This is a genomic window from Acinetobacter sp. YH01005 (genome assembly GCF_013420465.1).
GTDB lineage: Bacteria > Pseudomonadota > Gammaproteobacteria > Pseudomonadales > Moraxellaceae > Acinetobacter > Acinetobacter amyesii.
In genome coordinates this window covers 1-16046 of record NZ_VOYA01000009.1, presented here as the reverse complement: position 1 = coordinate 16046, position 16046 = coordinate 1, and the positions used below count along the sequence as shown (strand labels likewise).

General features: G+C 40.9%; 12 protein-coding genes and 2 pseudogenes. 3 read left to right on the top strand and 11 right to left on the bottom strand.

Translation table 11 applies throughout. The features are described from left to right. Positions 1-124: 124 nt before the first annotated feature. Genes FTT72_RS08145 through FTT72_RS08130 form a run of 4 tightly spaced genes read right to left on the bottom strand, consistent with a single transcriptional unit; the run spans position 125 to position 3891 of the window. Positions 125-1168: an alpha/beta hydrolase gene (locus FTT72_RS08145; RefSeq protein ID WP_168377747.1), complete on the bottom strand. Its 1044-nt coding sequence runs from the start codon at positions 1166-1168 to the stop codon at positions 125-127. Continuing rightward, positions 1168-2307 (bottom strand): YdcF family protein, encoded by a 1140-nt coding sequence (locus FTT72_RS08140; RefSeq protein ID WP_078188595.1) that lies wholly within the window; start codon positions 2305-2307, stop codon positions 1168-1170. The genes FTT72_RS08145 and FTT72_RS08140 overlap by 1 nt, the downstream gene beginning before the upstream one ends. Before the next feature lie 21 nt (positions 2308-2328). Further along, a complete protein-coding gene (gene murB / locus FTT72_RS08135) occupies positions 2329-3366 on the bottom strand; it encodes a UDP-N-acetylmuramate dehydrogenase (protein ID WP_180088148.1) in 1038 nt (345 codons plus the stop codon). Positions 3367-3375: 9 nt separating this feature from the next. Continuing rightward, positions 3376-3891, bottom strand: a complete 516-nt coding sequence (locus FTT72_RS08130) for a low molecular weight protein-tyrosine-phosphatase (protein ID WP_111884272.1) — start codon at positions 3889-3891, stop codon at positions 3376-3378. Positions 3892-4009: 118 nt separating this feature from the next. Here FTT72_RS08130 and FTT72_RS08125 point away from each other — a divergent pair, with 118 nt between their 5' ends. Beyond that, positions 4010-5170, top strand: a complete 1161-nt coding sequence (locus FTT72_RS08125; protein WP_180178191.1) for an iron-containing alcohol dehydrogenase — start codon at positions 4010-4012, stop codon at positions 5168-5170. Between the two features lie 36 nt (positions 5171-5206). After that, positions 5207-5637 (top strand): annotated as a pseudogene (locus FTT72_RS08120) (acyl-CoA thioesterase). Between the two features lie 21 nt (positions 5638-5658). Here FTT72_RS08120 and dnaX read toward each other — a convergent pair. From dnaX to FTT72_RS08090, 6 genes are all read right to left on the bottom strand, one after another. After that, positions 5659-7881 (bottom strand): DNA polymerase III subunit gamma/tau, encoded by a 2223-nt coding sequence (gene dnaX, locus FTT72_RS08115; protein ID WP_180178189.1) that lies wholly within the window; start codon positions 7879-7881, stop codon positions 5659-5661. A 61-nt stretch (positions 7882-7942) separates the two neighbouring features. Next, positions 7943-8671: a hypothetical protein gene (locus FTT72_RS08110; protein ID WP_180162608.1), complete on the bottom strand. Its 729-nt coding sequence runs from the start codon at positions 8669-8671 to the stop codon at positions 7943-7945. Positions 8672-8761: 90 nt separating this feature from the next. After that, the gene (locus FTT72_RS08105; protein ID WP_180162607.1) at positions 8762-9211 is read right to left on the bottom strand and encodes a copper resistance protein NlpE N-terminal domain-containing protein; all 450 of its coding nucleotides are present in this window, start codon (positions 9209-9211) and stop codon (positions 8762-8764) included. An 84-nt stretch (positions 9212-9295) separates the two neighbouring features. Further along, a complete protein-coding gene (locus FTT72_RS08100; protein WP_180178188.1) occupies positions 9296-10582 on the bottom strand; it encodes a serine hydrolase in 1287 nt (428 codons plus the stop codon). 75 nt (positions 10583-10657) lie between these two features. Continuing rightward, positions 10658-11512: a MaoC/PaaZ C-terminal domain-containing protein gene (locus tag FTT72_RS08095; protein ID WP_180093552.1), complete on the bottom strand. Its 855-nt coding sequence runs from the start codon at positions 11510-11512 to the stop codon at positions 10658-10660. Between the two features lie 133 nt (positions 11513-11645). Beyond that, complete coding sequence (locus tag FTT72_RS08090; RefSeq protein WP_180178187.1) at positions 11646-13037, bottom strand: 3-oxoacyl-ACP reductase; 1392 nt, start codon at positions 13035-13037, stop codon at positions 11646-11648. 241 nt (positions 13038-13278) lie between these two features. Between FTT72_RS08090 and FTT72_RS08085 the strand changes: the two genes are divergently transcribed. Next, positions 13279-14799 carry an acetyl-CoA C-acetyltransferase gene (locus FTT72_RS08085; RefSeq protein WP_180178186.1) on the top strand — a complete coding sequence of 507 codons (1521 nt, stop codon included), beginning with the start codon at positions 13279-13281 and terminating at the stop codon, positions 14797-14799. Between the two features lie 55 nt (positions 14800-14854). On the opposite strand, the pseudogene FTT72_RS08080 reads toward FTT72_RS08085, so the two are convergent. Further along, a pseudogene (locus FTT72_RS08080) lies at positions 14855-15919 on the bottom strand (OmpW family protein); the annotation flags it as partial. Between the last annotated feature and the right edge of the window lie 127 nt (positions 15920-16046).

Here is a 16046-nt window from a genome sequence, read left to right as displayed (position 1 = left end):
TTTCGTAAGAGTACCTCCAGCCGAAGGCTAATCCTTTTATTTAATCTCTAGATGTAAGACTCCGTCGAATAAAATTAAAAATCATTTTAAAAATGCGTAATTACTTTTACGTGCGTAACATCAGTTAGTAATAAGACTTACTGTTGGATTGAGCATGCAAGAATGCCGGGATCAAACCTGTTAATGCAGCACGAATATCGGCACGTTCATTAATCAGCTGATGTGAACCTTCTTCAAGCATGAGAAGCGTCTGTAAACGGAATTTACGACGTATAAACTCAATGTTATAACGCCAATCCACCGTTTGATCCTGTGCGCCTTGAGCTAACCACACTGGAATACGACACGCAGGTCGTTCTTCCATTTCCTGCATCCATTTTGACATGGCCAAAATCCAATCCATCCCCATCATTCGAGGTTGTAGAGGATCCTTTAAACGTACAAAACGTAAAAACTCAGGGTTGTGATTATTCCGTCTAAAATGACGTGGCACTTCACGTTTAATACGACGAATAATGCCTAATCCAACCGAGTTATGCCACCATGCCGTTTTTGCAGGACGAATCAGCGGAGATAATAATAAAACCCGTTCGACATAAGGGTTTTTGCGATGTTCAGCAAAATCTAACAGATGATGCAGCCAAATCGCACCACCCGTACTCTGCCCAATCCCTAACCACGGTGTCGGTAATTGAGCTGCATGTTTCACATAACGATATACCGCTTCCAAAACTTGTTGGTAATGGTCAAAGTTTTGAATACTGGCTGGCGAGCCATTGCTTAGACCATGCCCCGGTAAATCATAGGTCAAAACACTAAAACCTTGATCTAAGAGCTCACGAATAATCGGCTGATATATTCCACTATGCTCTAAATAACCATGTAATAAAAATACAGTGCCTTTAATGACATCTGTTTCAGCCTTTAGTTTCGGTTGAAACACTTGTACATGTAGTTTGAACAAAGGCATTTCCACATAGCCTTGCCAATGTTCGCAGTTCAAGGCATCTAAGCCGTAGAGTCGTCGATAAGATTGTATTTCGACACTAGGCTCAAACGGCCGATTTAAATTTAGCGGTTCTAATAATTGTGGGGTTAATTCTCGACTTGGAACAGGAAGATCTAATTGTTTAAGGATCGAAGGATTAAGAAATGGGATATCTGACATTATGGGACCTCCCGACAGTCACTTGAGCCAAACCAAACGTCACGTAAGGTAGCTAATAATTCATAATTGGCACGACGACTATGGTCATAATTTTTTTCACTTGGTCGCCATGTGGTTAATGTCGTTGGCATAGGTGCAACAACAGGAATGGTTTCGATACCATTTAATGCAAATAAACGACGTGTTCGAGGCATATGATATTGGTCAGTGATTAAAATAACCGTCGGTGCCCCACCTTTTTTCTGTAAAAGCAACGAACTAAAACGCGAATTTTCGCAAGTATTCATACTGCGGTCTTCAAGCAATTTCGCATCAACATCATATTGCTTCAACCATGCTTGCATATACGGTGCTTCAACACCACTCAGTACAATCGGTAACTTATTGGCTCGTTCAACATCGAGTGTTTTTTCCAGTCGAAGTCGTGTGTAGTCATTCACTACGATATCTTTATCATTTTTATCTAAGGTTAAACCACCACCTAACACCACGATCGCATACGGCTCTGCGGTTGGCTGCTTCAGGGTTTTATCTTTCATTTTGGCAAGATCAAGATATGTTTCATCATCGATCGGTTCCGCTTCTGAAGCCGCTTGCTCAATTTCATGGGTTTTTAAGAACTCGGTATATTGAGTCATTAGTCCTTTATTTTCCGCACTATTGAGCTCAAGCAGCTCTTTCATTTTTTGAGCAGGATTTTCCGCCAATGCTTCAGAAGAAGCCGCCTCGGACGCAGAAGGATTCAGCAGAGGTACTTTCGGTATGTCCTTTTGACTATCATTCTTTTCTTTTTCATGTTCTTCTTCAATGAGCTGCTGTAACGCCTTATAACGTGCTTGTATAAGGGTTAAATCTTGAGGCTCATCAGACTGTATGGCTTGCTCCATGAGTTTTAAATACGCTTGGCGCGCTATCCATAAGTCAGAACCCGGCTCATAGTTATCATCATCACTCAAGGCGCCGAGTTTTTGACTTTGCGCTGCGAGCTGATTGACTTCTACAGGAACGAAATAATTTAAACTTTTAACGATCAATTTAGAATAAAACGGCGTATAGATAAAAATCATTAGACAGCCCAAAAGTACAAATAGCACTGCGGCAATTTGTACTAAGCGAACCATCCAATGTGTTTTATGCATAAATCTAAAACCTATGTGTTTTTATTGATCTGCGTGAGATCGAATCAAGCCATTTGTATCAAATAATACAGGCTCAGGATGTAGTTCAATATTAAATTTTTCAAAAACATCATGTTGTACAGCTTTGTAAGTTGTACGCACATCTTGCAGCGTGGCGTCCTGGTAATTGACCAAAACCAAAGCTTGCTTATGGAACATACCCACTGAACCCACAGATTTCCCTTTCCAACCTGCTTGGTCAATCAACCAGCCCGCTGCCAGTTTTACCGCATTATTTGGTTGTGGGTAATGGGGTAAATTTGGAAATTGCAGCGCAATTTGGTCAAAGGCTTGCTGGCTAATCACAGGATTTTTAAAGAAACTTCCGACATTTGGAAATTCTTTTGGATCTGGAAGTTTGGTTTGACGGATATGAATGACTTGTTGTTGTAGGTTTTCTGCACTTAAGTCTTCACCTACTGCCTGCTTTAAATCACCATAATTTAATTTTAAATCGGCATGTTTTAAAAGTTTAAACGTGACATGCGTAATAATAAAACGCTCTGGCTCATCTTTAAAAATACTATGACGATATGAAAAATGGCAATCGGCAGCGCTAATACTACTTTGCTGTTCTGTTACTCGGTCATAGACCTGCACAGATTCAATAAATTCACCCGCCTCAACACCATAAGCTCCAATATTTTGCACAGGTGAAGCACCGACTAAACCAGGTATCAGTGCCAAATTTTGTAAGCCATAAAACTGGTGTGCCGTCGTCCAAAGCACAAAGTCATGCCACACTTGCCCTGCGCCCACTTTTAAAGTTTGGGTTGCGGCATCGTCTTGTACATATTCAATACCTTGAATATCCATATGCATCACTAAAGCATGTATTTGCTCAGGCAACAGCATATTACTGCCTCCTGAAAGTACCAATACATTTAATTGCTCAGCTTTGGCAAAGTCGAGCGCTGCTTGAATATCTTCTACCGATTGAACGCGTACATAATGCGATGCAACAGCATCGAGGCTTAATGTATTAAATGGCTTAAGCTGAACCTGTGTTTGAATTTGCATTCTTAAACCTTAATTTTTTTGCTGTGCTTGTAACTGAGTTTTTAAATAATTGACCCAAGCCTGACTGCTAGATTCGCATTGATCTAATACATGTTCAAACCCTGCATCACCACCATAGTACGGATCTGGTACTTCTTGTTGTGGATATTGGTGATCATGTTGACTCATCAAAGACACTTGTGCACGTAGTTGACCGAATTGTTGCTGCGCCTTTTGCATGAGGTTTTGAATATTGTCTAAATTTTCGTAGTCCATGGCCAAAATCAAATCAAATTCAATAAAATCATGAACCGTTAACTGACGTGCGCGTAATGCAGATAAGTTATAGCCTCGTAATTTTGCATGCTGTTGGCTACGAAGATCAGGCGCTTTGCCCGGATGATAATTGCTCGTACCCGCAGAGTCGACGTGAATATTGAGTTGCGCTTCATCACAAAAATGTCTGAGAACCACTTCAGCCGTAGGTGAACGGCAAATATTTCCTAAACAAACACACAACACCTTATATGGCGTGCTGGATGACATAACAACCTCAAGACTACTTTTATTTCAAGCGTCTTATGTTAAGTTATTTATAGGATGAATCCTATATCAACACTCAAGAATAATGTTTATTTGGATATAAAAAATTAGGGATAAGCCAATGAGTCAATTTCAGTTTCAAACCGTCAGCAATATTATTTCAGGCTTAGGCTCTATTTCCCAACTGAGAGAGGTCCTAGGCGACTTTCAAGCCAAGCTTGTTATGCTTGTGACCGACCCCGGTATGTTGCAACAACAATTACATTTACCCATTTTGGATATTTTAGAAAGTATCCATCAAGATTATGTGATTTATTCCAGTATTCAAGCTGACCCTGCAGAACATATAGTTTTGGATGCAGTTCAATTTGCCAAAAATGAAAAAGTAGATTTGATTATTGGTTTTGGCGGTGGCAGTTCAATGGATGTGGCTAAAATTATTGCGATCTTGGCTCATCCTAAGCAAACACAGCAGATCAGTGATTTATATGGTGTTGGTAATGCAAAACGACCACGCTTACCGCTCATTTTGATCCCGACAACGGCAGGGACCGGCTCTGAAGTCACACCAATCTCTATCGTCACTACAGGTGAAACCACCAAAACTGGTATCGTCTCCCCTGTACTGTATGCCGATGTCTGTATCCTCGATGCGAACTTTACTTTAAATCTTCCCGCACATATTACCGCAGCGACAGGTATCGATGCCATGGTGCATGCCATTGAAGCCTATACGTCAAAAATTAAAAAAAATCCGTATGCGGATATGCTTGCTAAACAAGCTTTGCGTTTATTAAATAAAAATTTAGCGCTGGTTTTACACGACGGACATAACCTCGAAGCGCGTCAGCACATGCTAGTCGGTTCAATGCTTGCAGGTCAGGCCTTTGCTAATGCACCAGTTGCAGCGGTGCATGCACTCGCCTATCCACTCGGTGGACACTTTCATCTCTCGCATGGTCATACCAATGCACTGGTTCTCGCTGAAGTGTTAAAGTTTAATGCACCTCAGGCCAAGCAGCATTATGCAGAACTTATGAGTTGGCTAGACCCATACAGTACGGGCTGTACCGATGGTTTATGTGATTTATTTATTGATCATATGCAAAATCATTTAGATCAGAGCGGTTTGGTGCTAAAACTCAGCCAACTGAATGTGCCTGAAAATATGCTCGATCGTTTAGCAGAAGACGCATTATTACAAACACGACTATTACAAAATAATCCGCGAGAACTGCAGTTTGAAGATGCTCGCCAGATTTACCAATCAATATATGCCTAAAGTTCACTCATTTTTGAAATAAAGAAAATACCAACGATGAAACCTGAAACTAAACGCCGCCAAAACTATCGATTTTTATTTCCAATCCAAACGCGTTGGGCAGACAACGATATGTATGGCCACGTTAATAATGTCACCTATTACAGCTATTTTGATACCGCTGCAAATGCACTCTTGATTCAACATGCCGGTTTTGATTTGCAAAATACCCCGATCATCGGTTTAGTGGTCGATTCAGCCTGCAGTTTTTTACAAGAACTGTCCTATCCAGAAATCATTGAAGTTGGGGTTGCGATTGAAAAAATTGGTAATTCTTCACTGCGCTATGACTTGGCTATTTTTAAACAAGGACAAAATGAGGCTGCAGCCCAAGGACATTTCGTACATGTGTTTGTCGACCGCCAAACACGAAAAGCACCTCGATACCCGAAGATATGCGAGATGCTTTAACTCAGTTTTTACTTTAATTTTTATATCCAGCTTAAAACTTATTTGAGCTGGATATTTTGCAACTCACCATCAAAGCTTTTGAGTAAGTCTTTCACAACAGGCTCTGCATGTAATAACTCATTTGCACGTGCAAAGGCCTTTTCCTTGCGGACATGTTGTAAAGCATATGGTGTGGTTTCTTCGACATCTTCAAAGCTGATATGGAAACGACATTTTGACCATTGCGTATGAATCGCTTGTTCCAATACATGCTGTAATTGAGTCACTAAAGCTTCGTACCGCTTTGGAATATGGAAAGTCGATTCACCGTCAATCGTACCGCGCATAATGCCATGCTGCGCCAACTCTTGTACCGCAGGTGAAAGTTGACTATTACGGAACCAATACTCCCACTTTTCGACCGTCCACTCACCTTCTAGGTTTTGAGGCTGTAAAGTCAAAATATCTTGTGGCATCAAGGTAGAGGATGAACCCGTTTGAACAGCATCCGAAGAAACGGAACTTTGCGTAACTTGTGGTGATGCTAGATCAAAACCATTGTCGCCTTGAGCACCCGAAACTGATTCATTCACCACATGTTGTGGTTCAATGGCATTTATCAAATGTGGCTGAGCTGTTTCAGGCTCTACACTTTTTGACTCTAAAGCTGTTGGTTCTAAAGGTGCAATATCTTCAAAATTTATAGCGCTCACATCAACTTCTTCAGTTTCAGTACTCGGCGTCGGATCTAAATCAAATAATGTATCTTCTGCCACGGCATCCATAACAAGCGTGTCATTTTGCTGTGTCGATACAGACTCAACCGGTGCAACCTCTTGCGTATCTAGAGTGCCATTTGCTGTAGATGCTGTAGAAGTTTGGCTAATCACATCCTCTTCAGGATCATCTAAAAAATCATCAGATGAAGGTTCGTCGGCTGCAGGTGCAGAAGCATAGCCATCATCGTCATCATAATGTGAATCATCAAAATCATCGAACGCTGGCGATGTATCTACTGTAGGTACAACTTCAGGCTGCTCAACAGCGACATTAGCCTGCGCAACAGACTCAACAACGGTATTGGGTTGCTGCAAGGACTGTATTTGAGGCGGCTGAACTGTATCAGCCTGATTTTGAGCAAGCTGTGGCTGTGCTGCTGATTCTTGCTGTACAGCAGAAACCAACATTTCGTTTGGCTGTAATGGTCGGAATGCTAATAGACGCAGCACACACATCTCAAAACCTTGCTCTTGCGTGACTGCCAACTGCAAGTCTGCCCGACCTTTGCATGCGACTTGATAATACAACTGCAAATCTTGAGCTGAAATCAACTGCGACAATTGCATAATTTTTTGATTGATCTCAGCGCTATATTTCAACGCTAAGTCTGGCAAGTATTGTAATAATGCCAGTTCATGCAAAGTCGAAATTAACTGATCCAATACCAGTGAAACATCCAGTGCTTGTTGACGGAATTGCATGAGTAAAGCACTCACGCGTTCACGCTGATTTTGATGAATGGCTAAAATCAAATCATAAATAATCGTACGGTCAATTAGGCCCAACATGTCTTTAACATCTTGGTGCTGAATTGAACCCTGACCATAGGCAATGGCTTGGTCAGTCAGTGACAATGCATCACGCAGAGAGCCTTGAGCCGATTCAGCAATTTGCCAAATCGCATCTTGCTCGGCTTGAATTTGTTCTTTTTGTAAAATATCAGTCAGATGTGTGGTGATTTCATCCACGGCTAAAGGACGCAAAGTAAATTGCAAGCAACGTGAAATGACAGTAATCGGTAATTTTTGAGGATCTGTAGTAGCAAATAAGAACTTCACATGCTCTGGCGGTTCTTCTAGAGTCTTTAATAACGCATTAAATGAATGCGTAGAGAGCATATGCACTTCATCGATTAGATAAACCTTGAAGCGACCTTGGGTTGGAGCATAAGGAACGTTGTCGAGAAGTTCTCGAGTATCTTCAACTTTGGTCCGTGATGCCGCATCGATTTCAATTAAATCAATAAAACGACCTTCATTTACTGCTTTACACGTTGGGCAGACTTCACACGGCGTTGAAGTTACACCCGTTTCACAATTCAGACATTTTGCCAAAATACGGGCAATGGTGGTTTTACCCACCCCTCGAGTACCTGTAAATAAATACGCATGATGTAACCGACCACGTTCTAAGGCACTAGTAAGTGCGCGTGACACATGGTTTTGCCCCACGAGTTCAATGAAATTTCGTGGACGGTATTTTCGTGCAAGTACTTGATACATGTATGCTCCTTTTTACAGGTGTAAGCATACTGTTTTTTTGTCTAAGAGTGAATGCAAAGGGCTAATTTACAGAGCTAGATCCAACAATCTTTTCAATTTGATCGCTTTGTATAACATTAAATTCATATTTAGAATTGCCTTTATAGAAAACTATCACTTTATCCTGATACATATCTAGGAGTTTTAGTTCTCTTCTAACTTCATTTTCCTCTTTAATAAAAACAATAGGAGCATCAGCAATATAAGCAATTTTGATTTCTGCATTTAAAGCCGTTGCACAGATAAGAATAAAAATAAGACTAACTCTTCTCGTTAGACCATCTAATTCTTTACTCGCAACAGTTTTCAAAAGTGCCCCCCAAGTAAAAGCTGTCCAAAACATTACTTCTGATGTAATTAGAAATTCAAACTTTCGAAGAGCCATAAATATAAAATAAAGCAGAACTATAGAAAAAATTGTATAGCCACGAATAAAAGACTCTCTTTTTTTCCCTAGTATAACTTTTACTTCTTTTTCATTATCTTTGTAGATTATTTTTCTCTTTTTAATACAAATCTTTATGACAAACTTATAAATTTCCTCTGCTCCCAAAGCCCCTATAATTAGAACTATGGCAAGTGCTAAAACTCTCAAAACTTCAAGAAAAAATACTGATGGCGGTAATATAGATAATAGCCAAAGTGCATCTAACCTATAATAAAAATAAGTTTGTGAAGCCATTGTAACAACAAGTGCTACCGCTGAAATAGCTGCAATAATATCGGTTAAACTGGATTCCTTTAATTTCATATTCTTAAGAACTTATTTGTTATTTTTCAACATACCCAAGCATTCTTAATATTTCAATAAATTAACAACTAACGATTAAAATTTAACAAATCAACTTTGAGCTAATAAAACAAAGTCACTTTGCATTTGATAGCGTTTCGCCGTCTGGTCTTCCCGAATTTCAAGCAATTGCTGATCCAAATCTACATACAAAAGATTGCGCGTTTGCACATTCATGAGTTCTAGCTGCTGCTTTGATTCATCTTTAAAACGAATTACACCTTTTAGCACTTCTACTTCGTTATGACCACTTAGACTTTCACGAGTGAGTGTATAGGTTTGGTCTTCATGTAGCTCTAGAGCCACAGCCATGCCAGGACAATCTTCACAACGAGAAAGACAGCCCATACACGGCGTGGTACCTTTAAAATCACCGACCCATGCAGCTTGCTGTTTTTCGGCAGTAATCGCTTCTATCTCTTTTGCTTTCGTTTGAGTTGAATCCTGACAACCCAACATTGCCGATGTTGCGACTAAGGGAATCAAAACAACTTTTTTCATAGGGATATCACAGCAGTCTAAAACTGCGTGGGAAAATAGCATATTTTTCACATTTCCCCAATTCCTGTTCTATCCCGAAGTATCTTAAAGCCAGCCCTTACGTCCTTTAAGTGCTTTATCTGCACAGCGTAGCGTTTCTTGAGTTAAGCCCCATAAGCGATAATCGCCAGTGATTGAACCCGTCGCAAAGTTATGTGTATATGCAAAACTTAAATCACGCTGCGGATCACACCAGGCCCCAGAACCATTAAAACCTATATGTCCAAAACCTTGACTAGATTTGCCTAAAGTTAAAATTCGATGATATCCCAAACGCCAATTCATCGGTAAAGGCATAATACGATCACGCTTTTTATATTGAATTTTACTTAAAGATTCAAAAACTTGTGGTGTGATTAAGGTCTGTCCTTGCCACTGGCCTTGGTTGGCTAGCATGGCATAGATTTTAGCTAGACTATTGGCACTAAATACGCCAGTAGCTGCAGGAATGATGGCTTGTAAACCCTCATCACTAAAAAATGAAAACTTGCGCATTCCTTTTGGAATCATACCATCTTGAAAGTCTTGCAAATTTTGTCCCGAAAGTTGCAGAAGCTGATCAAAGATTGACGCTTTTCGTGTCTCGGTCTTTTTTTTCGTTGTCTGCGCTTGGGTATTTTCTTGTGCAGATGTATCTACAGTACGTTCTACTTGTTTCTTTTTCGGAATCAAGCGAGCAACCTCACTAAGTTGATGCTGTGGTACGCCAAAAAAAGCATGATCCAATGCTAAAGGCTCAACCAAATACTGTTGCATCAGTTCAGCAAGCGGTCGACCTGTGGCCTTTTCAAGTACACCACCGACTTGCCAACCGAAGGTTAACGGTTGATATGCCGCATCAGTTGTCGGCTCAAAACGAGGTTTGGCTTGTGCGATGACGTTGAGCATATGCGGCCAATCTGCCATTTCAGATGCCGTTTCAATGATATTACGGATATCGTATAAACCACTTTGGTGACTCAGCATATGCCTTAATGTGATATCCGACTTGCCATTTTGAGCAAACTCAGGCCAATATGCTGCAACAGGTGTATCGTAATCCAGAAAGCCTTTGCTCACTAAGATATGTGCAAGCGTTGCAAGTACGCCTTTACCCGTGGAATAACAGACTGAGGGCGTATTGGACTGCCAAGCTTCTTCGGCTGACTTTTTACCGGTCCAAATATCCACGACTTTTTGACCTTTAAAATACACCACTAAGGCGGCTCCGCCTAAGTGGGTTCGAGCATCCTGCATACGGCTAAATTGCACCGCCAAATCCTGAAACGCCTCGTCGACTGTACCTTGATAATTATTCTTTTGTGCAAATAGATATTCTTTGAGCGCCTGCATCATCATTCCTTTGAATATGAATCGCTTGAGATTAAAACAAAAAAGCCTAAACCGATATCGATTTAGGCTTAAGTTTTACAGTGCTTTCACACTTCCCGCGACATGCGGTTTTTTGTTTTTGCTATTTCGAATTGCAAACTCGGTATCTTGTCCAGTTTGAGCCGTTAAAAACTCAACTTGTGATGGGAGATACATCGGCAGTTTAAACCAGACATCTGCTTCATACGCATCTGGCAAAGTTAAGCTCGACAAAGCTTTGGCTTTACTCCACATACCATGTGCAATGGCTTGTTTAAAACCAAACGCTTTAGCGGTTACAGCATGAATATGAATCAAGTTAAAGTCACCAGAAGTCAACGCATAACGGCGACCGGTATTTTCAGAAACATTCCATTCAGCTTGAACTTGCAACTCTGCTGGCTTTGTTTCGGTAGATTTTGCCGCAGCTTTGTTCTCAGTTTTTTGACGTGCTAAATATGTGGTTAATGATTCTACAACCACTTCATCGCCCACTTTTGCAGTGGTAATAAAGTCAAATTGCACGCCTTTATCATGTGGCTGTAATTCACCAAATTTGCATGACAATGACAGTGTTTCATTTACACCAACTTTGCGATATTGCTTCACTTGGTTACGAATATGTACCAAACCTAAGATCGCAAATGGAAAAGCTTCCGTGGTCATCATATGCATTTGCAAACTTTGAGAAAGCACAGCCAAATAAATCGCTGGGATATAACCATTGTTTTTAAAGCCACACACTTCGTTATAGGCTTTTAAATGTTTTTGATCGACCTTAAATGAATCCACCACATATTCAACTTGCGGCAGCACTTTTTCAGCTTTAGGCTTTTTAAAAATCAAGCCTTGAATCACTTTTGGATAGGCTAAATAAGGTTTTGGAAGTTGACTAAAATGGCGAGTATTCATACTAAACCTTTGGAAGTTTTATCTTTATAAAGTTCCCTTCCTTTTAAAGAAGGATATTTTAAATCCCCCTCATCCCCCTTTGATAAAGGGGGACTTCTCCTCTCTTTTTCAAAGGGAGGTCGGGAGGGATTAATTAAGCCCCTAACAAGCTTTGACCACACACACGTACCACGTTACCGTTCAAGCCAGTCGACGCAGTTGAAGCAAACATCGCAATCGTTTCTGCAACATCTACAGGTAAACCGCCTTGACTCATCGAGTTCATGCGACGACCTGCTTCACGGATTGCAAATGGAATCGCAGCAGTCATTTGCGTTTCAATAAAGCCTGGAGCAACAGCATTAATGGTTACGCCATTTTTCAATAATGGAGCAGTAAATTTAACCACACCAATTACACCTGCTTTAGAAGCAGCATAGTTGGTTTGACCTAAGTTACCTGCAATACCTGAAATAGAAGATACGCAAACAATACGACCATTTGTATTGAAGCCATCATTTTCAAGAAGGTAATCATTTACACGCTCAATCGCAGACAAGTTAATGTTAATCACCAAATCCCAAAGCTCAGGCTTCATATTGGCCAAAGTTTTGTCACGGGTAATCCCTGCGTTGTGCACGATGATATCCAAACCACCTTGAGCAGCTGCCGCCGCTTTGATTTTTTCACCTGCATCAGTTGCGGTAATATCAATTGCCAGTGTTGAACCACCAATTTCACCTGCAACACGGTCAAGGTCCGCTTGCTGCTGTGGAACGTCCAAACAAATCACATGCGCGCCATCTCGTGACAATACATGCGCAATTGCTTCACCAATACCACGGCTTGCACCTGTTACAACAGCTGTTTTGCCTGCAAGCGGCTTATTCCAGTCAACATCCATAACATCTGCTTTAGATACACGAATCACCTGACCCGATACATAAGCTGAACGTGGTGAAATTACAAAACGTAATGCAGATTCTAAGTTTGCTTCAGCACCTTCGTCTACATAGACTAACTGTGCAGCAATCCCTTTCTTAAACTCTTTACCCACTGATTTTACAAAACCTTCTAATGCACGTTGTGCAATGGCTTGTTTCACAGTTTTCGCAGTCTCTGGTGTTGTACCAACAACGACAACACGACCAGACGCCTGAATTTGACGTGCGATTGGGTTAAAAAATGCATATAAGGCATGCAATTGTTCTGAGTTTTGAATACCTGAAGCATCAAATACCACAACTTTAAACTTAGACTCTTTATCGCCTTCGTTAAATGCGCTTAAGTTTAGACCTGATTTTGCCGCAGCTTGTTGTAATTCAGCATTATTGCCTGCATAGCTATTGGCATGAATATTTGCCAAGACTTGTGCAATAGCACCAGATAATGTTGAAGCAGGCGCTGCACCGAATAAAACCGCACCTTTAACGACAGGTGTTGCAGACTCAAAACGCTCTAAAAAAGTCGGTGATGGTAAACCTAAATTTTTGATGACAAATTTACCAATAGGAGATTTTGCAAATGTTTGGTATTGATCAGTCATGTTTATTATCTCTCATACAGATTAATTTTTGATGGATTTGAAGATATCCCTTTAACTTCAAGATGATGTCAGATACTTATATTTCAATAGTTCCATCAGTTTCCATGGAATCATACTTGAGTTAAACCGCAGATGGCTTGACCTGAATGCTTTAGCGAATGTCATTTTAGTCAATTTACCCCTTTGGTGAATATGCTAATGTAGCCGTCAAGAAGATCATCAACATGCTTGGAAAAGCCTTATGAGCAAAACAACTCAAGAAAATCCAGCAGTCCAAAGTCCGACTACGGAAACTGTGTCAAATACATCAAAGAGTACGCCACGTACCGCTAAAAGTACGGGCACAGCAACCAAGTCTACAAGTGATGCCGCTAAAACGAGCCGTCCTCGTCGTGCATCTACGCGTACTAAGACACCCGCTTCAAACCCTAAAACAGCTTCAAAATCAACAACTCAAACGTCTGTTCAACAGGATAATACCATGAGTCAAAACACAGTTCGCCGCGTTGCTATTATCGGTGGTAATCGTATTCCTTTCGCTCGTTCTAACGGCGCTTACTTCACTGCATCAAACAGCGATATGTTCACCGCTGCATTAAATGGTCTTGTTGAACGTTTCAACCTTCAAGGTCAACGCCTTGGTGAAGTTGTTGCTGGTGCCGTGTTAAAACATAGTCGTGACTTTAACATGACCCGTGAGTGTGTACTCAATACCGAACTTGCTCCTGAAACACCTGCTTACGATATTCAACAAGCATGTGGTACAGGTTTACAAGCAGCTTTCTTGGTTGCTAATAAAATCGCATTGGGTCAAATCGAAGTGGGTGTTGCTGGTGGTGTAGACACAACCTCTGATGCACCGATCGCTTTTGGTGATGGTTTACGTAAAGCACTACTTGAACTGAACATCGCAAAAACAGGTAAAGATCGCCTTAAAGCATTAACTAAAATTAATGTAAAAGACTTGATGGATGCGCCGAAAAACGGTGAGCCACGTACAGGTCTTTCTATGGGTGATCATCAAGCCATTACTACGCTTGAATGGGGTATTTCACGTGAAGCGCAAGATGAACTTGCTGCATCTTCACATCAAAAAATGGCAGCTGCTTACGAAGAAGGTTTCTTTGATGACCTTATTACGCCATTCCTTGGTTTAGAGCGTGACAACAACTTACGTGCAGACTCATCAGTAGAAAAACTTGCGAAGTTAAAACCAGCGTTTGGTAAAGGCGATGCGCGTACCATGACTGCGGGTAACTCGACTCCACTGACTGATGGTGCGTCATGTGTCCTTCTTGCATCAGAAGAATGGGCGAAAGCAAACGGTCACGAAGTTCTTGCTTATTTAACTTTCCAAGAAACAGCGGCGGTTGACTTTGTAGAGAAAAAAGAAGGCTTATTGATGGCGCCTGCGTATGCAGTGCCTCGTATGCTTGAACGTGCAGGTATTACGCTACAAAATTTCGATTACTATGAAATTCATGAAGCGTTTGCATCTCAAGTATTGTCTACACTGAAAGCATGGGAAGATCCGAAGTTCTGTAAAGAACGTTTAGGTCTAGATGCCCCATTGGGTTCAATTGATCGTTCTAAATTGAACGTGAAAGGTTCATCTCTTGCTGCAGGTCACCCATTTGCTGCAACTGGCGGTCGTATTATCGCAACTGCTGCAAAACTATTGAACCAAAAAGGTTCAGGCCGTGTACTTGTATCGATCTGTGCTGCGGGTGGTCAAGGCGTAACAGCAATTATTGAAAAATAATTAATCTGCACTATAAAAAAACCGCTCATATGGGCGGTTTTTTTATACCTATACATTAGAAGCGGTAACCCACACCCAAATAAGTAATTAATGGATCAATATCCACTTTTGTAGATGAATGAATCATCTGTTGCCCAGTCGTTTCATTCAAAACTTTAATCGTTGCCTGATTATTAAGTTTTGCATATGACACTGATGCAACACCATACCAGCTAGGAGTAATGTCATAGGTAAAACCAGCGGTTACAATTGGTGCGATAGCCGTATCGGTATCTACATCAACTTTCATGCGATAGGCATCACCATTCGCATCAGTACTCACTTTACGATCTAGAGCTGCGCCACCTTTTCCATCTAACATATTTTGGATCATATGACCCGCCACTTGTAGATCTGCCTCAATGCCTTTATCTAATTTAATTTCGTTAAAGTAAGCATACATAATGCCCGCCCCTACATATGGACGGAACTTATTCACACCTGATTTTCCGAATTGATACTAAACTTCAAGCGCCGGTGTCCAAGCACGCGCTGTAGAAGCTTTTTTACGTGCCCCAAGATTGGTAATTTCAATAGCTTGTGCTAATTCAAACTCAGATATACCCGCTATCTGTAATATAGAAGTTGGTGGCAATATTGCAGTTCCAGATAATGGTGCATTAATAATACCCACACCTTTAATATCGACTTTAGGTGGAATCCCGCCTATCATCTGTAATGAAACATTATCATTAATATAATAATTAAATGTTAAACCTAAAGTATCTACATCATCTGCTTCTAAGCCTGTACCCTGATTAGTCCATTGATCAAGCCCTCTAATTTCAGCATCTCCTGATTCTGTAGCAACTAGATTACCATCCTCATCCAAAAAACCCAGTGCATACCAATCATCAGGCTGGTCTAGCATTTCCTCAAATACTGGAAATAATATGTCTTTGCCTATCATACCCTCTGGTAAACCTGGAACTTGTGCATCCCCATCTATTGATCCGAGTAATGAACCTAGAGAAATAGTACCAACAGGAATTGTAGTCACTGGAGATACAGCAGTACGAATATTAAAAGGATTCGCCTTACCTTGCGGCATCACATGCATCCAACCCGCAGATACAGAAAATGAACCGTACCGGGTTTGTCGGAGACATTTTTATTTAAGTTAGGCCACGTGACCTAACGGGTTAATCTTATCATAGTACATTGCTTCAAACTCAAAAGGCGATACATAACCCAATGCGCTGTGTACA